Below are 21115 nucleotides of genomic sequence, written 5' to 3'. Positions count from 1 at the left end.
AAGTTTCACATCAATGTGAGAGTCAAGTCGAGGTGGAGGCCGAGTGCGCATCGGGGCGTTGCAGCGACGTACGGGAGTCAGTCAGCGCCTGCTGCGCTACTACGAGGAGCAGGGGCTGCTGCAACCGGACCGGCAGCCCTCGGGGTACCGGGAATTCAGCGAATCCGATGTCGAGACCGTGCTGCACATCCGCAGCCTGCTCGCCGCGGGCCTGTCCACCACCACCATCGCCGACCTGCTCCCCTGCCTGTCCTCCGGCGACGGCAAACTCATCGCCGACTGCCCCGAACTCCTGGTGGACCTGTTCCGCGAGCGCGACCGCCTCAGCGCGAACATCCGCGATCTCGAGATCGCCCGCCAAGCCCTCGACACCGTCATCGCCACGGCCCCACCCGAGGTGGTGCGCGCGGTCGGCTTGCCGAGCGACTGAAATCCGCAGCGACCGAGGTCGATCGCCGCGCGGTTATGAACCGGCGGGCAGCCGAACCGTGACGCGGAGACCACCGGCGGCGCGCGGGGTGAGAGTGAGGGTTCCGCCGTGCGCCCGGGTGATGCTCTGGACGATCGCCAGGCCGAGGCCGACACCCGCGTGGTCGGTGCGGATGCGCTGGGTGCCGCGCTGAAACGGCTCGGCCAGGGTGGAAACCATCTGGGCAGTAAGCTTTTCGCCTGTGTTCTCGACAGTGAGCACCGCGGCGTCGGGGTGCGCGCTGGTGCTGACCCACACGGAACCCGCTTCGGGCAGATTGTGCACGATCGCGTTCTGCACGAGGTTCGTGGTCAGCTGCAGCAGGAGCGCGTGCGAACCGAGGGCAGGCGTGATCTCGCCGGAGGTCTCGAGGGTGAGGCCGCGCTTCTCCGCGAGTGGGAGCAATGTTTCGGCGGCTTCCTCCGCGAGGAGAGACAGATCGATCGGTTCCCGGGCGAAGGCCCGCTGCTCGGCGCGGCTGAGCAGCAGCAGCGCTTCGGTGAGGTTGATCGCCCGGGTGTTGACCGCGTGCAGCAGGGCCAGCAGCTCGCCGGTGTCGCGGCGCGGATCGGTGCGGGCCACTTCGAGCAGCGTCTGGGTGATCGCCAGCGGGGTGCGCAGTTCATGGGAGGCGTTGGCGGCGAAGCGCCGCTGTTCGGCGACGTGCGTTTCGAGCCGGGCGAGCATGGTGTCGAAGACGTCGGCGAGTTCGCGGAACTCGTCCTGTGGACCGGGCAGCCGGATCCGGTGCGAGAGTGAACCATTCGCGGCCGCACGGGTGGCGTCGGTGATACGCGCCAGGGGGGCGAGCATGCGGCCGGCCAGCAGCCACCCGCCGACGAGACCGAAGATCAGCAGGAAGCCCAGGACCACGCCGATGAACGGGGCGAACGCGCGCAGCAGCACCGAGCGGTCGATCCAGAAGTTGCCGCTGACCTCGATCCAACCGGCAGGCATCAGGTAGAGGTAGAAGATCGCCAGGGCCGCCAGCAGCAAAGTGCCTGCGAGCATGAGGAACCCGGCGTAGCTGAGGGTGAGTTTGAGACGCACGCTCAAACCCGGCGCTCTAACCACGGCCGTCTCCGCTGATGCGGTAACCGACGCCGGGCACCGTGGCGATGAGCCAGGGCTCGCCGAGCCGTTTGCGCAACGCCGAGACCGTGATGCGCACGGCGTTGGTGAACGGGTCGGCGTTCTCGTCCCACGCCCGTTCCAGCAGCTCCTCGGCGCTGACGAGCCCGCCTTCGGCAGCGACCAAGACCTCGAGCACCGCGAATTGTTTCCGGGTCAGCGCGACGTAGTTGCCGTCGCGGTAGACCTCGCGGCGAAACGGATCCAGCCGCAGGCCCGCGATCTCCCGCACGGGCGGCCTGCTGTGCGCGCGGCGGCGATCGAGTGCCCTGAGCCTGAGCACCAACTCTTGCAGCGCGAACGGTTTGGTGAGGTAGTCGTCGGCGCCGAGCCCGAACCCGCTCGCCTTGTCGTCGAGCCGGTCCGCGGCGGTGAGCATCAGGATCGGCATGCCGCTGCCGGAGGCCACGATCCGTTCGGCGATCTCGTCGCCGGAGGGACCCGGGATGTCCCGGTCCAGGACGGCGATGTCATAGGCGTTGACGCTCAGCAACTCCCACGCCGTGTCGCCGTCACCGGCGATATCGGCGGCGATCGCTTGCAGGCGCAGGCCATCGCGGATGGCCTCGGCCAGATAGGGTTCGTCCTCGACGATCAATACACGCATAGACTCTCGATTCTCCCCATCGGGGCATATCGCGGGCGTATCGAAAAGCGCATACGCGCCGGCAACACCGCGCTGCCTTCACTGAAGGCATGACCTACAGCAAACCAGCACCGACCGGGCGATGGATCGTCTTGACCGTCCTGGTACTCCTCAGCGCGGCACTGATCGGTGTCCGCGGTTTCCAGCCGCTGACAGCCCTGGCCGCCTCGGCCGCCCGATACCTCGACACCCGGCACGGACCTGACCGGACGGTCTTCGACGACGACAGTCCGGCCGTGGCCAACCTCAGCGGCGACTTGCTCGACGCCTTGCGCCGAGCCGCCGAAGACGCCGCGGCGGACGGCGTCGAGTTCGTCGTCAACAGTGGCTGGCGTTCCACCGACGAGCAGGAACGACTACTCCGCGAGGCGATCACGAAGTACGGCTCCGAGGCCGCGGCGGCGCGATGGGTGGCTACTCCCGACACGTCCCCGCACGTGTCCGGTGACGCGGTCGACATCGGACCGACCGACGCGGCGGCCTGGCTGTCCAGGCACGGCGACCGGTACGGGCTGTGCCAGATCTACCGCAACGAGCCCTGGCACTACGAACTTCGGCCCGACGCCGCCCAGGACGGCTGCCCGCCCCTGTACGCCGACCCCACCCACGACCCGAGGATGCACCGATGAATCGCCCGCAACTGTTCGTATTCCGGTTCTGCGTCGTCTATTTCGGGCTGTACTGCCTGCTCCAGACGTTCATCCCGTTCGCCCTGCTGGGCGTTCTCGGCCGCTGGATCCGCACACCCGCCGGACCGTGGGTGGTCATCCTGACCGACCCCCTCACCGGCTGGGTGGGCCGGACCTTCTTCGGGGTCGACGCGGTCTTGCACCAGGACTCCGGAGTCGGCGACCAGGCCGCGGTCTGGGTGCTGGTGCTCTGCATCCTGGTTGCCGCGGTCGTCGCCGCCACGGTGTGGACGGTGTTCGATCGTCGTGCCGCCCATCCGCGCCTGGCGGCGTGGTTCCCGCTGTTCCTGCGGCTGTGCCTGGGCGGGCAGATGCTGTCCTTCGGATTCGCCAAGCTGATCCCCTCCCAGATGCCCGCACCCACGCTGGCACGGCTGTTGCAGCCGTATGGCGATTTCAGTCCGGCTTCGGTGCTGTGGCTGCAGGTCGGCAGCTCCTATCCGTACGAAATGGCGCTCGGCGCGGTCGAAGTCGTGGCGGGGCTGCTGCTGTTCGTTTCCCGGACCGCGGTACTGGGCGCCGTGGTGAGTCTGGCGAGCATGGCCCAGGTCCTGCTGCTGAACATGACCTTCGACATCCCGGAAAAGCTGTTCGCCGCGAACCTGCTGCTGATGAGCCTGGTCCTGCTCGCCCCGTACCTCGGACGGCTGCTGAATGTGTTCGTGCGGCAACGCGCGTGCGAGCCACTGACGCAACCCGCGCTGTTCACCGATCCGCGCCGCAACCGCATCGCGCTGTGGGTGCCGGTGGCCCTCGGCATCTGGATCGCGCTGGGTAGCGGTATCGACCGCTGGGTGGTCTGGCAAGACCAGCACGGCGCCGGCAGCCCCAAGTCCGAGCTGTACGGCATCTGGGACGTGCGCGAATTCACCCTCGACGGGCAAGCGATACCTCCGCTGACGACCGACGAGACCCGTTGGCAGCGGCTCGTTTTCGACGACCCGAGGGAGGCGACCTACCAGCGGATGAACGGCGACCTGGTCCCCGCGCGCGCCGACTTCCGGCCCGGCGGACGGCTGGACCTCACCGCGGCGACCGACCCGGCACCCTTCGCGACGCTGGCTGCCGAGCGCCCCACCCCGGACCGGCTCCTGCTCCGCGGAGCACTGCACGACCGCCCGGTGACGATCACCCTGGACCGCGTGGATCCGAACAGCTTCGTGCTGCGCAGCCGCGGCTTCCACTGGGTACAGGACTACCCGTACTTCCGCTAGCCGTGAGATGCGGCCGCGGATCGCATAGTGTGCGCCCATGCTTTCCACCTGGCGCATCGCCTCCGCCACAACGTCATTCCGGCGCTGGCACCCACGCCCGGGCTGCTCGTGCTCGAGTCCCGGTCGGACGCACTCGTGATCGGCGGCGCGACCGTGCACCCGGCCGGCGACAACGCATCGACACGGACGCTCGGGTAGTGGATCGGCCCTGGGCACCGGCAAGCCGGCTACGCGACCGAGGCGGTGGCCGCACTCGCTGCCGGACGGATCAACCGTCGACGGAATCTGCTACGAGCATCAGCGATCCGACTCGGCACGCACCCGTTCGACCGCATAGAGACGATGGGTGCCGTGCAGGCCCTTCAGCTCGACTTCCCGTTCGGCCCGCACCGCGAGATCACGCTCGGCGCCGAGCGCTTCCCACACGGCGGCGCTGACCAGCACTTCCCCACCGTCGGCCTGCCCGGCGACGCGCGCCGCCATGGCTACGTTGCGGCCGAACAGATCATCACCGCGCCGCACCGAGGTGCCCATGTGGATGCCGATGCGAACGCGGATCGGCTCGCGGCCGGCGAGTGCGGCGCCGTTGCCGAGCGCGTGCTGCACATCCAGGCTGCACCGCACCGCCTGCTCGGGCTCGGCGAAGGCGATCATGAAGCCGTCGCCCTGGCTCTTCACGATATGCCCGCCGTGCTCGGCGACGAGTTTCCGGATCAGCCGGTCGTGACGGCCGAGCAGTTTGACCCAGACCCGATCACCCAGGCGTTCATTGAGGGCGGTGGATCCTTCGATATCGGAGAACGCGATCACGACGTGCCCGTCGGGTGTCAGCCGGGCCAGGTCCGGCCGTTCGACCTGGGCCCAGCCGGCCAGATCCTCGATCGATGAGAGCACCGCACCGCGAAACCCCTTCTTCCGCAAAATGTTCGCGGTATCCCACACGGTCTTGACCGCCTCCCGGCTGGTCAGCTTCAGCATCTGCCGGGCATCGACCCGGCGCTGGAGCTCCTCGACCTCCTGCCGGCTGCGCCGCAGCCAGACGGCCAGCACGACCAAACCCACGGCTTCGAGTGCCGCGACTGCCACAAGTACGAGTTCGATCATCACCGGGTCCGTCGTCGAAGGTGGTTGTCCGACTCTAGCCGGTGCCGCGGTTCAGTTGTCGTAGGACGCGACACCGACCGGGCCAACGCCCACACAAAGCGTCAGACCTGTTGTGTGAGTATCTATTCGAAGCTGCTGACCGCTGCCGACCAGCCGAACGAAGACAGTGTTCAAGCCCTGCCGGACCGGAGCTTCGACCGGCCTGCCGTGTTCGAAGGCGAGGGTGATCCGGCCGTCGCGGTTCGCGAGGTAGTTGAGCTGCGCGGTCCATTCGTGTTCGAGCATCGGGCCGTCGAGCGGCAGCGCCACCGGGCCGGCGCCGCGAATCCGGTAGCCGCAGTCCGGCTCCGGCCCGGCCAGGATGCTGCGGTTCCACCACACACCGGCGTCGACGATGGCGCCGGAATCGGTGATCATCCGGAGCTTCGGCGTCGATTCGGCGAAGGTGCCCGGCGGCGCGATGGCGGCCAGCGCCCGGCTGGCCAGATTCTCCGGATACACCAGCGGATTCAGGACGTCCCACGGGAGTTCCTGCTCGAGTAGCGGCACCTCGTCGTGTTCGGCCAGTGCCGCTTCGACGTTCGTCAGGTAGGTGCGCGTCGGGTCGGCGCGCCAGGACCGCACGAAGGTGTAGGTGGTGCACAGGCTGCTGACCACGAACAGCGCCAGCACGGCGACCGCCGTTCGCGAACGGGTCCGGATGCCGCGCCGCGCCGGGGCGCTCAGCGCCAACCCCATCGCCGCCGCGAGCACCACGCCGAGATCGGCGAAATAGCGCAGGGACTGCATGATTTCGCTCGCCGTATTGGGTCCGCTGCGGGCCAGTGCGACCGGCAACTGGGCGACCAGCACGTACACCGCGGTCGCCAGCCACACCGCCCATACCCGGCGCCGCCCGCAAATCGACAGTGCCGCAACCACACCCAGCGCCACCCACGCGGCCGCCACGGCCCAGCCCGGTGGGTCCGCCCACGGTGTCGACGGGATCCAGCGCTCCCAGATCCACGGTCCGCCGAAGAGCGCCGGGACGACGCCCAGCGATGTCGCGTGCGGCAGCAGCTCCCGCAGTTCGCCCACGCTGTGCTGCTCGACGGAAACATCGACGACCGACAGGTAGCCGATCGACCAGAACACCAGCACGACCGCGAACCCGGCCCACAACCCCGCGCCCCGCCGCCAGATCTCGCGCCGGCCGACCCGGCCCTCGGCGAGGTAATGGGCAAGCGCCGCAACGGCAAGCGCCACCGGCGGAATGATCACCGCCTTCTCGAAGAACAACAGCGCCGCGGCGAACACCAGCAGCGCCGACACGACATGCCGGCGCCCGGCACCGCGCAGCAACAGCACCACATCGCCGATCACCCACGCGAGCGCGATCTGCAGCGGCAGTGCGTTCAGCGCGGCGGACCACCACGCGAACGCCGGCAGCGTCAGCGGACAGAACAGATAGAAGACGAGCGGGACGAGGAGCAGCCGCCGCGCACTCATCAGCACGATCAGCATGCGCACCACCGCCACCGACGCCGCCAGTTGCAGGACCAGCATCGACACCACCGGGCCCGCCCACTGCAACGGCGCGATCGCGGTCACCAGCCAGGCGGTGACGAATGCCATGGGCATGAAATGCCCGTCGTGGTCGTAGAGCAGGAGGTCGGCCGACCACAGCGGGTAACTGGCGGCCCGGCCGCTCAGAATGAGGTCGTCCCAGTAGAAATAGCCGCTCCCGGCGACCCAGCCGCGAATCGCCAGCTGCCCCAGAATCAAGCAGACGGCCGCGACGACGACCGGCCGCGCGTCCGGGACGGCCGGCTCCGGCGGGGAGGCACGGATGGGCACGGTTGGGGCGACCACTGCGGTGTCCATGGCTTTTTACCGTAGCCTCGGCGGCTCGCACAGCGCGGATCTCCGGCCGGTGGGCGCGGTGCCGCGGGCGCGCCGCCGCCAGCTACAGTTGGCGCGTGTTTTCCCAAGGCCGGGGGTGCGGTTCGTCATGACGCAGGACCTACCGCTGTTCGACTTGATGACCTCTCCGGACGCGCTGGACGAAACCGCGGATGTCGAGTGGTGGACCGACGAAACCGAGATCCCGGACTCGTTCGTCCTGTGCCTGCGCGTCCCCGGCGGCCGGGTGCTTCTCACCTACTGGTACGCGGAGTTGCACGAGGTGATCTTCCAGACGCCGGCCGACTCCGAAGCCGCTGCCGCCGAACGTAATACCCGCCTGTTCGACCACTACTCCCAAGGGCTGGAGTGGAACGAGGTCTTGGACAACGGCTTCGGCAAAACCTACGAGCGCGCGGATCAGCAGCTGTTCGCGATGTGGAGTTACACAATGGATTACACGACGATCGGAACCGCCGACTACATGGACGCACGACGAGCCGCGGCCTCGTCCTGAGGCTGCGGCTCGTGCGGGCGTGTTCGCGCTGCCGGGCTACTCCGCGCCGCGACTGGTGAAGTCGAAGGACCCGCCGTCGATGCCCCAGGAGATGACCCGCTCGGGGCGAATTCGGATGATCGCGCGTTCCTGGGGCGGGAACGGCGGCTCCTCGTCGTCGAGCGCCTCGGCCGTGCCGCGCACCTCGACGCCGCGAATCACGTAGGGCTCGAAGGAAACCTGCTGATCGATGACGAAGGACACCCGGCTGCCCGCCTCGACATTGCGGTACTTGCGGCTGCCGCGCATCGCCATGCCGCCGATGTCGATGGTGCCGTCGGCGTTCACCCGGTAGCTGGTCGGGTTGTTCTGCACCACGCCGTCGGGTGACACCGTGGCCAGCCGGCCGATGCCGGCCTCGGCGAGGAACTGCTGCTCGTTGCTGGTGAAGGTCATGTCGATTACTCCTCGGTGATTTCGATATCAGGTTCAGAACAGGATCAGCGTGGCGCACAGTCCGGCGATGGCGATGAACTGCAGGGTGACCCGGTACTTCAGGATGCTGTCCCACTTGTCCTGCAGCGCACGGGCATTGGCCGGAATGATGCCGCTCTGCGCGGCGGCGGTCTGCTGGGTGTTGATCGGCTTGGCGACGCGGACGTAGAAGGCCAGCCAGGTGAGCAGCGCCACCACCGTGATCCCCGCCGCGACCGCCGCGCCGACCTGCCCGGCCACCAGCGCGATCAGCAGCGTGAGCACCGCGGTGACCACACCGCCCACACCGACCACCGGCATGCGCTTGTCGCCGTAGTAGTGCCCCCACCCCGCACTCGTGGTGACGGTCGCGTCATCGAGCTTGCGGTACACCGACCGCATGATCACGGCCCCGCAGACATCGGTGCCATAGACGACGGCATTGGCGAGAATGGCGATGGCGGCGATGATCTGGCCGGCGACGATGAGCATGTGGCTTCTCTTTCTGGAAAATCTAGCGGCGCTAGGAACTGGAGCAACGATAACATTGGGTCGCTAGCTTGTCTAGCGATGCTAGATTTCAGATCACCGTGCAAGTTCGGAGGGTTCGGATGAGCTTCAGACTGGCGGCCTATGCCGTATGCATCGAGCAGGGGCGGGTGCTGCTCGCCTGCCATGTCGCGCACACCGGCGAGACCACCTGGACCCTGCCCGGCGGCAAAGTCGAGCACGCCGAGGATCCCTTCGATGCGGTGACTCGTGAGCTGGCCGAGGAAACCGGTTACCGCGGGGTCGTCGAGAGCCTGCTCGGCGTGGATTCACGAGTGATTCCCGCGGCGGTCGCCTACGCCGGCGTCGAGCACCAGAATGTCGGCGTCTTCTATCGAGTCCGCGTGGCGGGTGGCCGGCTTCGGGCCGAACCCGACGGTGCGACCATCGATCCGACCTGGACCCCGATCTCCGACGTCGCCGCTTTGCGCCGATCTTCGCTCGTCGATACCGGATTGGCACTGGCCCGGACTCTTCCGCCCTCCGGGCATATCGCCACGATTCCGGTCGGCGGCCTGATCCAGCACTGACCGGATTTCCCCGGTCGTGAATTCTCCTGCGTCCCCGCAGGTTCGCGGCAGGGCCCGACCTGCCGGACCGGGCGTCGTGTTCACCCCATTTCCGGGTCAGGAGTCCTAGCTCCTTGCTATAAATCGAGGACGATTACTACCTCTCGGGGGTGGGCGATGGACCGGCGTGAAAGTCCGTACAAGGTTCGGCCCCAGGACGAGGGGGTGCGGATCGGGTCCCTGATCGAGCCCGTCGCTCCCGTGTGGGCGATCAAGATGAACATGCGAACCGCGAGTTTGCTGGGCGTCGACGACATCTGGTTTTCCGACCACACCAAATCCGCCTTTCCCGCTGCCGCGTGGAACGTCCGGTTCTCACCGATGGCGCGCTACGTTTCCTCGCTGGACGCGTACTTGGATCCGACAATCGCCCTGGCCCGGTGGGCGCGCCCTCGCGGGCCGATGATGGGCGTCGCGGTCACCGACGTGGTCCGGCGCAGTCCGGCCGATCTGGCGCGGGCGTGGATGTCGTTGCATCATCTGTCGCGCGGCAAGGTCGTGCTGGGGATCGGGTCGGGCGAATACGAGAACACCGTCCCCTACGGCCTGACGCTCGAGCCGCGCGCCGGCCGCCTCGCCGACTCCTTGACCGCGCTGCGCGCCGCCTGGTCCTCCCCCGACGAACTCCTCACGCACACCGGGCCGTTCCACGATTGGCGCGAGGCCAGATTCGGCCTGCCGCCCCTCAACGGCACGACTCCCCCGGTGTGGGTGGCCGCACAGGGCCCGCGCGCGTGCCGGATCGCCGGCCAACTCGGCGACGGCTGGATGTTCATCCTCAACGACACCACCACCTCCTGGCACACCGCCGCGACCCACTTCGCGCGCGGCGCCCGAGACTCCGGCCGCGACCCGGAAACCTTGCACCGCAGCGTCTTGCTGGCCCCACTGCTGGCCCCCGACCAGCGCGTCCTCGACGAACTGTGCCGCGCCCCCTTCATCCGGGCCATGGCGCTGGTCATGCCGGGAGCCAGCTGGACCGCCGCCGGCGCGACTCACCCCCTCGGCGCGGACAACCCCGGCTACACCCACGTGGATCCCGCCGTCTTCGAAGGCGAGCAATTCGCCGAATACAGCAAGCACGTCACCCCCGAACTGGTGCGCGCCCTGATGCCCTCCGGCACCGCCACCGACGTCGAGCGCTGGCTGGACCCCTACCTCGACGCCGGCCTCAATCACATCCTCTTCTACGCCTTCGCCTCCGCGGTCAAACCGACGCTGGCCGCGGCCGGACTCCGGGAACAGCGGCGGTTGATCAGCAGGTTGAAGAAACGGAAGCCGGGTCCGCTCGCGGTGGGGTGAGGGCGGGTCTCCAACGCGACTCGATCAGTCGAGGACGGCGGTGGCCTCGATCTCGACCAGATGCTCGGGGACATCGAGTGCGGCGACGCCCAGCAGCGTGGCCGGCGGGATCGGGGTCACCCCGAGTTTGGCGCCTGCCCGCGCTATCCCGTCCAGCAGGGCCGGCATCTTGTCCGGAGTCCAATCGACAACATAGACAGTCATTTTGGCCACGTCGTCGAAGCGACCGCCCACCGCGCTCAGCGCGGTGCCGATGTTGAGGTAGCACTGCTCGACCTGTGCGGCGAGGTCACCGACGCCGACGGTGACTCCTTCGGCGTCCCAGGCGACCTGTCCGGCGATGGAGACCAGCTTGGCCCCGGAGGCGATCGATACCTGTCGGTACACGTCGATCTCGGGCAATCCGCCGGGATAGATCGAGGTAATAGCCATGACGATCTCCTCGTGGTCTCTTGTAGTTACTCAGGAACCATAGGAGAGTGTCCGGTGACATGGAAGAACGCACTTTTCAGTGACTGGGGAACTAGATGGTGACCAAGCAGTTCAGCGGCCCGAACCCGGAAGCCGACATCGGCCGCGTCGATTCACTGGCGCGCGAGGTCTTCTCCGACGTCGCCAGCAAATGGGCGCTGTTGATCATCGAGGCACTCGGCGAAGGCACCCTGCGCTTCACCGAAGTCCGCACCGAGGTCCAAGGGATCAGCCACAAGATGCTGACCCAGAACCTGCGGATGCTCGAACGCAACGGCCTGGTCGAGCGGGTAGTCCATCCCACCGTGCCGCCGCGCGTCGAGTACACCCTCACCGAGCCGGGCCAGGCACTACGCGCAACGGTCGAGAGGATGTGCGACTGGACTCAGCACTACCTGGGTGACATCGAAGCCGCCCGGCACCGCTTCGACGCCTGAGGGAACTGCCGACCCACGCTGTTCTGCCGCAGCCCCGCGAGCGTTGATCTGACGCGCGAAAGTGAGACCGACCAGCGGCTGACATCGCAATGCCACCGACATCCAGGGACCGCCGTCTAGTCGGTCTCGAGTCGCCGTCCGATCACGATGATCAGATAGATCAGACACCCGACCACCGCGGCGAAACCGACAACCAGCGAGATCAAACCCTCGCCCTGATTGGCCGACCGCTGCTCGGCGTAGCTGCGCACACGCACCGAGGAGCCGTCGTCCGCCTGGCAGCTGTCGCCGCGCCCCATCTGCTGATACCCACACGACACCCGGGTCTCGGTCAGTTTGTCCACCCCGTTCGCGAAGCCGCCGATCGCGACCACCACACCGAACAGCACCCAGAACACAGCCCGCATCGGCCATCCCCCCCACCACACTCACTCCCGCCGATCGCGGGCTGGACGGAGATTATCAGCAGCCGCGAGCGCCCACATAGCCTCGGGCACACGGCAACTCACCGGCGTGCTCCTCCAGTGATCGGCGGGGGTGGTGGGTATCAGCCCTGGGGTGGGTTCTTCAACGATCTCCGCTGCGGGATCGTTGGTGCTACCACAGCAACGGCACTCCAACCCGAGGACGACACCATGGCGATCAACCGAAACAGCTTCCGCACCTTCGCAATTGCCTCCGCCGCGACGATGATGACACTGGGAGCCGCCCTGGTAGGCAGTGCCACCGCAACCGCCGACACCAGCACCGCCGAAGCCTCCTTCGTCGACGAGATCAGCGTGAACAACGCCACCCTGCCCGGGAAGTCGACGGCCGAGATGATCACCGCGGGCTATGTCGCCTGTGATCACTTGCGCGCCGGCGCATCGGTCCTCGACGAGATCTCCGCGGTCGAGCAGAACTACCACTTCACCCAGGGCACGTTGTTCGTCAGCGCGGCCTCGACCAACCTGTGCCCGAACTTCGCCTCCTGATCAGGAGCCGCCTCCGAAAGAGCCCACGTCCGAATGGCAGGCCGGCGGCTGGACACTCCACCCGATGGTTGAAAGACTGACCTGTCGCTGGTGCCGGGGCAGGAGGAATGTGTGAGGCTGGCTTCGGGAACGGTGGTCGGAGGGTATGTCGTCGACCGGCTGTTGGGGGCCGGCGGAATGGGAGCGGTCTATCTGGCCCGCCATCCTCGGATGGATCGGCAGGTAGCACTGAAGATCCTGGAGGAGCTGTCCGATACCGATGCGAAGATGCGACGCAACTTCGCACGGGAAGCGACGCTGGCGGCCAGCCTGGACCATCCGAACATCGTGCCCGTGTACGACCACAGCAGACCGGATGAGCCGCGCCTGTGGATCGCGATGAAGTACGTTGCCGGACAAGATGCTTCGGTTCTGCTCCGCCAACAGGGACCCCTGGCCTTGACACGAGCGGCGCAGTTGATCAGCGATATAGCGGCAGGCCTCGATTACGCGCACAGGGCGGGCGTGCTGCACCGGGATGTGAAGCCCGCCAACATGCTTGTCGAAGTCGGCGCCGACGGCCGGGAGCGAGCATTGGTCACCGATTTCGGGATTGCGCGCGCGGTCGATCACACAGTCACGATGTCGGGCATCATGGCCAGTTTCGCTTACACCGCTCCCGAGCGCTTCCTTGGCCTGGCTGCCGATCAGCGTGCCGATGTCTATTCGCTGGGCTGCTCGCTATATGAATTACTCACCGGCTGTACACCGTTCAAATATGCCGAACAGTCGACGATGGTCGCGGCGCATCTCACAGCCGAGCCGCCGCGCTGCACGGGGGCGCGGCCCGACCTCCCAGGCGGACTCGACAAGGTGATCGCCCGCGCTCTGGCCAAGCGCCCGGATGACCGTTTCGCCCGCTGCGGCGAACTCGCTGCGCAGGTGTCGGAACTGGCTCGCTCACAGCATGCTTCGACCGTGCGGGCCCGGCAGACCACGAGTCCGCAGCAGGTCGGCCGCAGGCAACTACTGATCGGTGCGGGCGTGCTCGCACCGATCGCGACCGTGGGTGCCGCGATCCCTTTCCTACTTCGTGACAACCTTTCGTCGCCGAACTCCGCTACGCAACCTGCGACACCGACCGCACCGTTCACCTACCGAAATGTCCTCGACACTCCAATCATGGTGACGCACTGCTCGTTCAACCGGGACGGTACCCAGGTCGCCGGCTACAAACGCATCTGGGACGTCCGGACCAGAAGGATCACCGACGAATTCAGCCACCCGGTGCTCGCCTGGAGTTCCGACGGCGCCTATGTCGCACTGGAGAATTCGGGCGCGCCGGTAACCAGAACCAGCGACAGGGGGCCGATCGGAGCCACTCTCGCCGGCGACGACAACGACCAGGAGGTGGCGGCTTTCAGTCCGGACGGCGCACTACTCGCCACGGGCGGCAGAGGTGCCGGGACGGGCCACGCCGTGCGCCTGTGGAGCCCCAGTACGGGTCAGCCTGCCGGCCGGCTGACCGGCCATAGTGACAGAGTGCGCGCGATTGCCTTCAAGCCGAACAGCACCCTGCTGGCGACAGGCGGTGACGACCAGACGGTTCGATTGTGGGATGTCAAGACTCGACGGCCGGTCGGGCTCCCTCTCGGGCATCGCGCGGCGGTTCTTTCCCTCGCATTCAGCCCCGACGGCGAAACGCTAGCTGTTGTGGCAGGTTACGACCTTCAGCTGTGGCGACTTGATGGACGAGCACCAGACATCACCGCTACGGAAGTGGAGTATTTAGAGGACAGTCGCTCGTCTTCGTATCGCGCGGCGACTTTCAGCCCCGATGGCAGTGCACTCGTGGCCGTCGGGGACAAGATGCGACTGTGGGACACACGCACGTGGAAGCCGATAGGGCCGGCGGTCAAGGAACTCGGTCGTAGATCTGTAGCAGCAAGCCCCGATGGCACCCTGCTCGCGGCCGGCGGAGACTTCGGTGTGACGATGTGGACGCTGACGCTGCCCGAATAGCTCGGCTCGCTGAACCAAGGCGGCAATCTGCTGATCACCGCCCGCCTCGTCGTCGCAGCCCGAAACCGCTCACCTAGATCGGTAATGTCTGTCCGGTGACCGACGCTACCGACCTGATGCGGATGTATCTGGCCGAACCGGACCAGCCTTTCCCACCTGTCGAGCTGGCGGATCCGTCGGGGCTGATCGCTTTCGGCGGGGATCTGTCGCCGGAGCGGCTGTTGACGGCCTATTCCGCGGGCATCTTTCCCTGGTACAACCCCGGCGAAACGATCCACTGGTACTGCCCGGATCCGCGCAGCATTCTGGTGCCGACCGACCTGCGGGTGACCAAGTCGCATCGCCGATCTGTCACCACTGCCGACTACGCGGTGACCATGGATCGCGCCTTCGGCGAGGTGATGGCGAATTGCGCCGGACCGCGCGCCAGCGAGAACGGAACCTGGATCGGCTCCGACATGCTGGCCGCCTACCAGCGCCTGCACCAACTCGGTCATGCGCACTCGGTCGAAGTATGGCGCGACGGCGAGCTTGTCGGCGGCCTCTACGGCGTCGCGCGCGGCCGCTCCTTCGCGGGCGAGTCCATGTTCTCTCACGCCCGCGACACCTCCAAGGTCGCGCTGTATTGGCTCTGCGCGCAACTGACCGCCTGGGATTTCGCCCTCATCGACTGCCAGGTCAGCTCCAGCCACCTCACTTCCCTCGGCGCCATCGACGTCCCCCGTGCGGACTACCTGCACCTGCACACCCCGGCCGCCGCTCGCCCCGGCCTCGCCGGCCCCTGGCAGTTCGAAATCCCAGTTCCGCACTCCCCCAACCATTTACCGGCTTGAACTAGCCTCGGTCGACGGCGTGGTACGCGGTGATCGGGGGCAGGTCGGGGTCTTCGTCTTCCTCTTCCTTGCCCCCGCCGGCGAGCAGGACGATCACCGAGCCGACGAACAGAACACCACCGCCGACCGCGACGGATAGCGCGATCGGAGCGTTGTCGTGCTGACGGCTGCTGATGGCGAGTTGTTCGGCGTAGGTCGTGCTGGCGCCGCCGTTCAGGGAGACACATTTGTCGCCCGGTGACATCACCTGGTCGTCGCACATGGCGCGGCCGGGTTCGGCGAAGTTCCAGACGGCGAAGAGCAGGCCGCCGAAGATCAGGGCGAGCAACCCGATCGAGCCGAGGAACTGGGGAATGCGCTGCGGTTTGCCGGTCGATTGGGCGGTGGCGTTCGGGCCCAGGTGCTGCTGACGCCAGGCCCGGTCGTGGTCGCGGCGGTCGATGAAGCGGACGTGCGGGGCCACCTTGCCGATGTAGTCGAAGAACTCCCACCACTGCACGTCGTAGCCGCCGACGAGTATGAAGCCCTTGCTCTTGCCGTTGCGCAGGCCCACGCGGTACTCGGTGCTGTACTTCCCGCCGATCGACATCCACTCGATCTCCGACCAGTTCCGGCGCCAGCGCCAGGACATGACTAGCTCGGTGGTGGTAGCCCGATACATCGTTGCGCGGGTAAGGTTTTGGACGAACTCGGCGACACCGAAGGCGACGATCAACATCGGCAGCAGGCCCAGCAGCGACCACCAGTGCACCTGCAGCAGGAAGTAGAGGCCGCAGAAGACCAGCGCGCTGAAGACCGACAGCCCGAGCACACTCGTTACCCACCCCCATAAGTACCCGTCCGGCGCCTTGTATCGAATGCGCAACTCCGCTGGTACTGGTGTCGAATTCATGGCCCCACCCCGAGACTCACTGTGAAACAGACGAACTCGCTATCGTACGACGACGGCGAGGCGCCGCGCTCCTGTATTTCCGCCGGCCATCGGCGGCTACAGGCTGAAGGCGAGGAAGCTGGCGTTCTGCCGGTCCCCCAGATCTCGTTCAGCGGCAGTGTCTTTCACGCCCAGTTGCGGGGTGGTTCCGATTTGCGGCCCCTGTTTCCCGGGCCGGTCGGTCTGGTAGTCGACGAACACCAGGCCGTCGGGCGTGCGGCGCGCGAAGTTCCAGTGCCCGGCCGAGGCGACGAGGACCGCGAAGACGCAACCGTCGTACTTCGGTTGCAGCATCTCCTGCACCGCCTGCGCGTACGGCTGCGCGGCCGATTGCGGACCCTGCGCGGTCACGCCGAACTGCTGCGCCACACTCTTGATGCCGTCGGCCGCTTTGACATTCACGGCCACGGTCTTCGTGAGATCGGCCATGCTGCTGCCGCCCTGGAGGTTGCGGCCGAAGCTCACGAACGTTTCGGGGTGCTGGTAGACCTTGGCGTAGTCGCGGCCGGCGAGCCCGGTCTTTGCCGCATCGCCCAGTTGCGGGGCCGGGTGTATCTTGCGGACCACGTCGGCCGTGGTCACGAAACTGCCGGTGACAGCGGTGATTACGGCCGCCGCGGTGCACAGGCCGCAGTTTATGTCCGCGGGAACGGCACTCCTCGGCTTGTTGTAGTACCACTTGTCCGCGACCAGGTTGCATTCCACCGTGCTCGCGTCGTTCAAGAGCATGGCGTGGGTCATCTTGTGTTCGATGATCCGGTCACGGATTTCCACCACGGTCGCCGCATCGGCGGTCTTGGCGAATTCCCGCAGATAGGCTTCCGCGGCAAGCAGTATCGCGTCGGCGTGCTGGAAATTCGGGTCGCCTGTCATGACGCGGTCGGCCCGATGCACGGCCGCGAGCAGCACCCGGCCGGTCTCGGTGTGCGCGTCGTCGCGCACCTTGGTCACGGCGGCGTTGCGCTCTTCAGCCGGATGCTGGGTGAGTTGCTGCTGCGCCCGTTCGCGGACCTGGCGAAGGACCGGCACCAAGCTCTGATCGTCCGCATCGGCCTTGCTGGAGACCTCGTAGAGGTCCAGCGCCGTCAACAGCTGCTGGTATTCGGAATTCGGCGCTCCGATGTTTCCCACACCGGGAACGTCCAGATTCGCCCTCGTCCATTTCAGCATGCGGCAGCCCACCTCGAGTAACTATGGCCCGAGCGAATTCTCCGACCAAAATCGGCTTACCGCGCATCCGACGTTCTGGCGAAACCCCTGTTGTCCGCACCGTGCGGCATTGCCTCGTTCAAGTGTGGCACGCTCAATTCGGTTGGACCAGAACAACTGTCGAGATAATAGCGCCATTGAGGAACCGGCCGGTCGCGATGCGTACTGTGGGCGGCGAGCCGATCACCAGTAATCGCGATTACAGACCACTCCACGGCACACTTCCACCCGAGATCTCCCGGATCCGGGTAACCAGGGCTCGCAGGTACGGATGCGAGTTCAATGCCGAGCCGTCGCCGCGATGGCGATGTTCCTTCACTTCCAGAAACAGGCACGTACGCAACAGTTCTAGATCGTTCGGCAGCTCACCGGCCCGCTCCCAGGACTGCCGCGCCTGCCGAACCGCCCGGCCGAGTTCGATCGGGTCGTCGTCGAATGCGGCATAGCCGTCGTAGGTGCGGCCGAACCGGAGCAGTTCCAAGTCCGCGGTGTCATCCGGTGGCACCGGATATTGCCCCGAGACCATGGCCTTGTACAGCGTCACAGCGCTCTCGATGTGGCCGAGAGCCTCCTCGGTGAAGCGTTGGATCACAGACCCGGTGTGTCTCGCCTCGTCCTCGCTGAAGGCCCCCTCGGCCAATTGCGTACGGCATTGATCGTTGAGTTCGCTGTGCACATCGCGGACCCGGGCCCGCGCCTGTTCGGCCTGCTCGTCGATTACCGCGATCAATTCTTCCGGGTTCGGCCGTGGCGCAGCGACTCTGATCATCTTTCCCGAGACACGCACCTGGAATCCGGCCAGCTCAATGGCCAGCCGAATCGCGTCGCTGTGCACACTATCGAAGGCAGCGACCGAGGAGGTCGGGCCCTGGGTGCTCACGTGCGCCACTTTCGGCAGCGGCTTTCTCGACCCGAAATAGTCCACGAGAATGTGGTCGAGCGGCCCCGTTCCCAGCAATTCCGACATCGCACTCGAAAACGCGGCGTAGGGCTCGTCCGTACGCAGGACGGCATCCTTGTGCACATCGTTGATCATGTGTGACCTCGCTACCTCGGCATGGGGACAGGGTGGTAGCGAGTGACACTGTTTCCCATGATCTTTCACCCGCCCAACAGCAGCGTAGCGCGAGTCCGGGACGTCGTGGCGGAGTCGTCGCGCTGTCGGCATCGACGGGAACCTTCGATTTCCCTAGGTCTCGGAGTTGATTCCCGGAATGGGTGATCAGTTCGAGGAATCAGGCGGCTCGTGGGGGGTCCGCGATGAAGTCGGCGGCTCGTCGATGCCAGATCCGCGGCCGGCTCAGCATGAAGTGGCCGGCGCCGGGGACGGCTTCCCAGGTGGCGTCGAGCCCCCGCGCTCGGGCGACGTCGACTTGGCGGCGCGAGGATTGCGGATCGGTCCAGCGGTCGGCGGTGCCGTGCAGGACCAGCAGCCGGCAGTGCGATGGAATGCGGTCGGCGTCGTTCTCGGGCCACCAGGGGGCCAGGGCCACGATGCCGGCGATGTCGTGCCGGGCGGCCAGATGGGCGCAGACTCGGGCCCCCATCGAGTGGCCGACCAGATAGGTCGTGCGCTCACCCTCGCGGGCGACAAGTGTGCGCAAGGCTTGATCGGCGTCGTCCAGCGCGTCCGAACTCGGCGCGTTCCAGCCGCGAAATCGATAGCGGATCTGCTGGATCCGATAGTCCGGGCCGAGATCGCGTTGTAGCGACCGCGCCAAGAGGCCGGTTCTGATCCTCGCGAGTTGCCAGGGGCGCGAGGGTTGCCGGCTGTGCACCTTGCCGCCGGGGAGGACGAGCACGCGTCCCTGGGGCGCGGGATTGCGATCTGGACGCATACCTGGATTTCGATGAGCGGACCGGTCCGGTTTGGTACCTGTGACGCGCGCCATTCGGTGCGCGTAGTTCACCGTTCGTCCGGAAAGCCCCACTCCAGATCGATGTCCGCGCCGGGCGCGATGTCGCGGATGGCTCCGGTGATATCCCGCTCGAAGGTTTCGCTCCATTCCGCGAAGCCCCGGATGATGATCGGCCCGTGCTCACTGGCCACTTTGACCCATGGCGGGTTGTGAAAAGCGCCGACGTACATCCACGATTCGATCCCGTGGTCCTTCAGCACCTGCTGCACCGCGGCCTCGACAGCATCGGCTTCGGCCGGGGTGGACAGCTTCTCGATATACATCGAAAGATGAATGTTCACGGACACGGGCGCCACTTTACGGTTAGAGCCACGTAAGCGGTTCCTCCGCAAGGCAGAACCGCTTACGTGTCATGCTCGACTACTGGGCGGGAGCGCCGCCACTGCCGGACAGGATCTTCCGCGCGAGGTCGTTCATGAAGTCTTCCCGGCCCTTGCGCTCTTCGGCGCTCGTCACGATGATCTGGTAGGTGTCGTACGGAATCGCGGGGCCGCCCGCGATGTGGGTGCGCTCGCACTTCACGACGTCGCCCGGCTTCACCTGGACGAGCGCTTTGGCATTCTCGCAGTTCCGCTGAGCATTCGGGCCCGTGAATTCCTGGCCACGCACCTCGGCCGACGCCACTTGACTACCTGCCACGGCGAATACGCCCATTACGGCGCACGCTGTCAATGCCATACCGGCACGACGAACCACTGTGTTCATTCTTTCGGTCCTCCCGCAGGGGGCCGAACGAACATCGACGCGGAGGCCCCCAAACCCGTCGTCGGCTCAAGCTAGCAGCACGCCGACTTGGCAGCGCCGGCCAGATCGACCTTTGCGACATCGCCGCCTCGCTCGCCGAAGTTGCCGTGCCACCACAATCGAGGGCATGCGGGCAGCGCGATACGCGTCAATACTGCACTGCAACAACATAATTCGAAAGGCTGACTCATTGAGAAAATTCGCCCTCGCACCATCGTTCGCCTTCGCGCTCACCCTGTCGAGCTTCGCTCTCGCAGGTCCCGCCGCGGCGCAGCCCGCACCGGTAGACGCACCGGCGTCGAGCGGTTCCTCGGACGCGCTGTACTGGATCGTCCGCTGCGTCCCCTTCGGCCATCTGCTGTCGTTGAGCAGTGGCTACCCCAACGACGGCAACGTCGACTTCTGCACCAAGTAGTCCTCCGCGGATCCGGCGCACATCTGGCCGCAACAGCGCGGGATCGAGAGCGTTGCGGAGTGTCAGCGAGCAGCCGTGGGCACGAGGTCGAAGTGATCGGTCTGATACTGGAAGAGCAGGCATTCGGTGCCCGGCACGCAGCCGCTCAGGTGTGGGATGTCGGCCGACAGCGTGTAGAAGGAACCCGCGGGGTACTCGATCCGCTTGCCGTCGAAGATCGCGTAGAAGGTGCCGCTGAGGACCACGGTCGGCAGGTCGCTGGTGTGGATATGCATCGGATTGTCTTTTCCGGCAGGGAATTTCACGAACGCCTCGTACGGTCCGTGCCCGGCCAGATCGCCGCGGACGTCGGCGAACCGGACGCCGCCGCTGTCCGGCAGATCACGCCAAACGAGGTCGGCGGCAGGGAACGAGATGGCGGGTCCCTGCGCAGGAGCGGCCGGGGTCGGTGCCGCGGTGTCGGGTGCGGCAGAACTGGTCGTGCAGGCGGTGGCCGAGATCGCCACGGCCAGCATCGGCAGGATGTAGCGGGCGATGCGACGCGAATTCATGGGGTTCCTCTCACGGGGTAATCAGTGTCGGCGTCAACGATCTCGCGACCGGCCCCGGCCCGACAGTGGCTCGTGTGCCTACAATCAACGGAATTGGGCCAGCAGC

Annotated in this window: 26 protein-coding genes; 11 read left to right on the top strand and 15 right to left on the bottom strand. The window is 66.6% G+C overall.

The genetic code is table 11. The annotated features are described in order from the left end of the window. The first annotated feature begins 43 nt into the window (after nucleotides 1-43). Nucleotides 44-430 carry a MerR family transcriptional regulator gene (locus AB0H76_RS34215; protein ID WP_357331211.1) on the top strand — a complete coding sequence of 129 codons (387 nt, stop codon included), beginning with the start codon at nucleotides 44-46 and terminating at the stop codon, nucleotides 428-430. 33 nt (nucleotides 431-463) lie between these two features. Here AB0H76_RS34215 and AB0H76_RS34210 read toward each other — a convergent pair whose 3' ends face one another. Both AB0H76_RS34210 and vanR-Sc read right to left on the bottom strand, forming a co-directional pair. Continuing rightward, nucleotides 464-1519: a HAMP domain-containing sensor histidine kinase gene (locus AB0H76_RS34210; RefSeq protein WP_357331469.1), complete on the bottom strand. Its 1056-nt coding sequence runs from the start codon at nucleotides 1517-1519 to the stop codon at nucleotides 464-466. A gap of 16 nt (nucleotides 1520-1535) precedes the next feature. Next, a complete protein-coding gene (gene vanR-Sc, locus AB0H76_RS34205) occupies nucleotides 1536-2207 on the bottom strand; it encodes a VanSc-type vancomycin resistance response regulator transcription factor VanR (RefSeq protein WP_357331210.1) in 672 nt (223 codons plus the stop codon). An 89-nt stretch (nucleotides 2208-2296) separates the two neighbouring features. Between vanR-Sc and AB0H76_RS34200 the strand changes: the two genes are divergently transcribed. Both AB0H76_RS34200 and AB0H76_RS34195 read left to right on the top strand, forming a co-directional pair. Next, nucleotides 2297-2875: a M15 family metallopeptidase gene (locus tag AB0H76_RS34200; protein WP_357331209.1), complete on the top strand. Its 579-nt coding sequence runs from the start codon at nucleotides 2297-2299 to the stop codon at nucleotides 2873-2875. Then, on the top strand, nucleotides 2872-4149 hold the full coding sequence (locus AB0H76_RS34195; protein WP_357331208.1) for a DoxX family protein: 1278 nt from the start codon (nucleotides 2872-2874) through the stop codon (nucleotides 4147-4149). The genes AB0H76_RS34200 and AB0H76_RS34195 overlap by 4 nt, the downstream gene beginning before the upstream one ends. A 297-nt stretch (nucleotides 4150-4446) precedes the next feature. Here the strand turns inward: AB0H76_RS34195 and AB0H76_RS34190 are convergent, their stop codons facing one another. Both AB0H76_RS34190 and AB0H76_RS34185 read right to left on the bottom strand, forming a co-directional pair. Next, nucleotides 4447-5253 carry an adenylate/guanylate cyclase domain-containing protein gene (locus AB0H76_RS34190; RefSeq protein WP_357331207.1) on the bottom strand — a complete coding sequence of 269 codons (807 nt, stop codon included), beginning with the start codon at nucleotides 5251-5253 and terminating at the stop codon, nucleotides 4447-4449. 51 nt (nucleotides 5254-5304) lie between these two features. After that, entirely contained in the window at nucleotides 5305-7116 is a 1812-nt protein-coding gene (locus AB0H76_RS34185) for a hypothetical protein (protein ID WP_357331206.1), read from the bottom strand. 127 nt (nucleotides 7117-7243) lie between these two features. Here AB0H76_RS34185 and AB0H76_RS34180 point away from each other — a divergent pair, with 127 nt between their 5' ends. After that, complete coding sequence (locus AB0H76_RS34180; RefSeq protein ID WP_357331205.1) at nucleotides 7244-7651, top strand: hypothetical protein; 408 nt, start codon at nucleotides 7244-7246, stop codon at nucleotides 7649-7651. A 36-nt stretch (nucleotides 7652-7687) separates the two neighbouring features. Here AB0H76_RS34180 and AB0H76_RS34175 read toward each other — a convergent pair whose 3' ends face one another. Then, entirely contained in the window at nucleotides 7688-8086 is a 399-nt protein-coding gene (locus AB0H76_RS34175) for a PPOX class F420-dependent oxidoreductase (protein WP_357331204.1), read from the bottom strand. Between the two features lie 33 nt (nucleotides 8087-8119). After that, nucleotides 8120-8596, bottom strand: a complete 477-nt coding sequence (locus AB0H76_RS34170; protein ID WP_357331203.1) for a DUF1772 domain-containing protein — start codon at nucleotides 8594-8596, stop codon at nucleotides 8120-8122. 119 nt (nucleotides 8597-8715) lie between these two features. Between AB0H76_RS34170 and AB0H76_RS34165 the strand changes: the two genes are divergently transcribed. Both AB0H76_RS34165 and AB0H76_RS34160 read left to right on the top strand, forming a co-directional pair. Beyond that, complete coding sequence (locus AB0H76_RS34165) at nucleotides 8716-9183, top strand: NUDIX domain-containing protein (RefSeq protein WP_357331202.1); 468 nt, start codon at nucleotides 8716-8718, stop codon at nucleotides 9181-9183. Nucleotides 9184-9387: 204 nt separating this feature from the next. Continuing rightward, entirely contained in the window at nucleotides 9388-10524 is a 1137-nt protein-coding gene (locus AB0H76_RS34160; protein ID WP_357331201.1) for an LLM class flavin-dependent oxidoreductase, read from the top strand. A gap of 24 nt (nucleotides 10525-10548) precedes the next feature. Here AB0H76_RS34160 and AB0H76_RS34155 read toward each other — a convergent pair whose 3' ends face one another. Continuing rightward, complete coding sequence (locus tag AB0H76_RS34155) at nucleotides 10549-10956, bottom strand: RidA family protein (protein WP_357331200.1); 408 nt, start codon at nucleotides 10954-10956, stop codon at nucleotides 10549-10551. A 95-nt stretch (nucleotides 10957-11051) separates the two neighbouring features. Between AB0H76_RS34155 and AB0H76_RS34150 the strand changes: the two genes are divergently transcribed. Next, nucleotides 11052-11432 carry a helix-turn-helix domain-containing protein gene (locus AB0H76_RS34150; protein ID WP_357331199.1) on the top strand — a complete coding sequence of 127 codons (381 nt, stop codon included), beginning with the start codon at nucleotides 11052-11054 and terminating at the stop codon, nucleotides 11430-11432. Nucleotides 11433-11548: 116 nt separating this feature from the next. On the opposite strand, the gene AB0H76_RS34145 is transcribed toward AB0H76_RS34150, so the two are convergent. After that, nucleotides 11549-11839, bottom strand: a complete 291-nt coding sequence (locus tag AB0H76_RS34145; RefSeq protein WP_357331198.1) for a hypothetical protein — start codon at nucleotides 11837-11839, stop codon at nucleotides 11549-11551. A gap of 228 nt (nucleotides 11840-12067) precedes the next feature. On the opposite strand from AB0H76_RS34145, the gene AB0H76_RS34140 reads away from it, so the two are divergent. The 3 genes from AB0H76_RS34140 to aat all read left to right on the top strand — a co-directional run bounded on the left by AB0H76_RS34140 (nucleotide 12068) and on the right by aat (nucleotide 15240). Next, nucleotides 12068-12406: a DUF732 domain-containing protein gene (locus AB0H76_RS34140; protein ID WP_357331197.1), complete on the top strand. Its 339-nt coding sequence runs from the start codon at nucleotides 12068-12070 to the stop codon at nucleotides 12404-12406. 111 nt (nucleotides 12407-12517) lie between these two features. Continuing rightward, nucleotides 12518-14407: a serine/threonine-protein kinase gene (locus tag AB0H76_RS34135; RefSeq protein WP_357331196.1), complete on the top strand. Its 1890-nt coding sequence runs from the start codon at nucleotides 12518-12520 to the stop codon at nucleotides 14405-14407. Nucleotides 14408-14502: 95 nt separating this feature from the next. Further along, nucleotides 14503-15240: a leucyl/phenylalanyl-tRNA--protein transferase gene (gene aat, locus AB0H76_RS34130; protein ID WP_357331195.1), complete on the top strand. Its 738-nt coding sequence runs from the start codon at nucleotides 14503-14505 to the stop codon at nucleotides 15238-15240. Between the two features lies 1 nt (nucleotide 15241). Here aat and AB0H76_RS34125 read toward each other — a convergent pair whose 3' ends face one another. The 6 genes from AB0H76_RS34125 to AB0H76_RS34100 form a co-directional block, all read right to left on the bottom strand. Continuing rightward, on the bottom strand, nucleotides 15242-16132 hold the full coding sequence (locus AB0H76_RS34125) for a hypothetical protein (RefSeq protein WP_357331194.1): 891 nt from the start codon (nucleotides 16130-16132) through the stop codon (nucleotides 15242-15244). A gap of 96 nt (nucleotides 16133-16228) precedes the next feature. After that, entirely contained in the window at nucleotides 16229-17260 is a 1032-nt protein-coding gene (locus AB0H76_RS34120; protein WP_357331193.1) for a hypothetical protein, read from the bottom strand. 319 nt (nucleotides 17261-17579) lie between these two features. Further along, entirely contained in the window at nucleotides 17580-18416 is an 837-nt protein-coding gene (locus AB0H76_RS34115; protein ID WP_357331192.1) for a ribosome recycling factor, read from the bottom strand. Between the two features lie 199 nt (nucleotides 18417-18615). Continuing rightward, complete coding sequence (locus AB0H76_RS34110; protein WP_357331191.1) at nucleotides 18616-19218, bottom strand: alpha/beta fold hydrolase; 603 nt, start codon at nucleotides 19216-19218, stop codon at nucleotides 18616-18618. A gap of 68 nt (nucleotides 19219-19286) precedes the next feature. Further along, entirely contained in the window at nucleotides 19287-19586 is a 300-nt protein-coding gene (locus AB0H76_RS34105) for a hypothetical protein (protein WP_357331190.1), read from the bottom strand. Nucleotides 19587-19659: 73 nt separating this feature from the next. Continuing rightward, nucleotides 19660-20004 (bottom strand): hypothetical protein, encoded by a 345-nt coding sequence (locus AB0H76_RS34100; protein WP_357331189.1) that lies wholly within the window; start codon nucleotides 20002-20004, stop codon nucleotides 19660-19662. A 229-nt stretch (nucleotides 20005-20233) separates the two neighbouring features. Between AB0H76_RS34100 and AB0H76_RS34095 the strand changes: the two genes are divergently transcribed. Next, nucleotides 20234-20458 carry a hypothetical protein gene (locus AB0H76_RS34095; protein ID WP_357331188.1) on the top strand — a complete coding sequence of 75 codons (225 nt, stop codon included), beginning with the start codon at nucleotides 20234-20236 and terminating at the stop codon, nucleotides 20456-20458. A gap of 62 nt (nucleotides 20459-20520) precedes the next feature. Here AB0H76_RS34095 and AB0H76_RS34090 read toward each other — a convergent pair whose 3' ends face one another. Beyond that, nucleotides 20521-21009 (bottom strand): hypothetical protein, encoded by a 489-nt coding sequence (locus tag AB0H76_RS34090; RefSeq protein WP_357331187.1) that lies wholly within the window; start codon nucleotides 21007-21009, stop codon nucleotides 20521-20523. Nucleotides 21010-21115: the final 106 nt, after the last annotated feature.

The sequence above is a fragment of the Nocardia sp. NPDC050712 genome (assembly GCF_040654295.1).
GTDB lineage: Bacteria > Actinomycetota > Actinomycetes > Mycobacteriales > Mycobacteriaceae > Nocardia.
The sequence above is the reverse complement of the archived record's forward strand: the minus strand, read 5'-3'. Positions and strand labels throughout refer to the sequence as shown.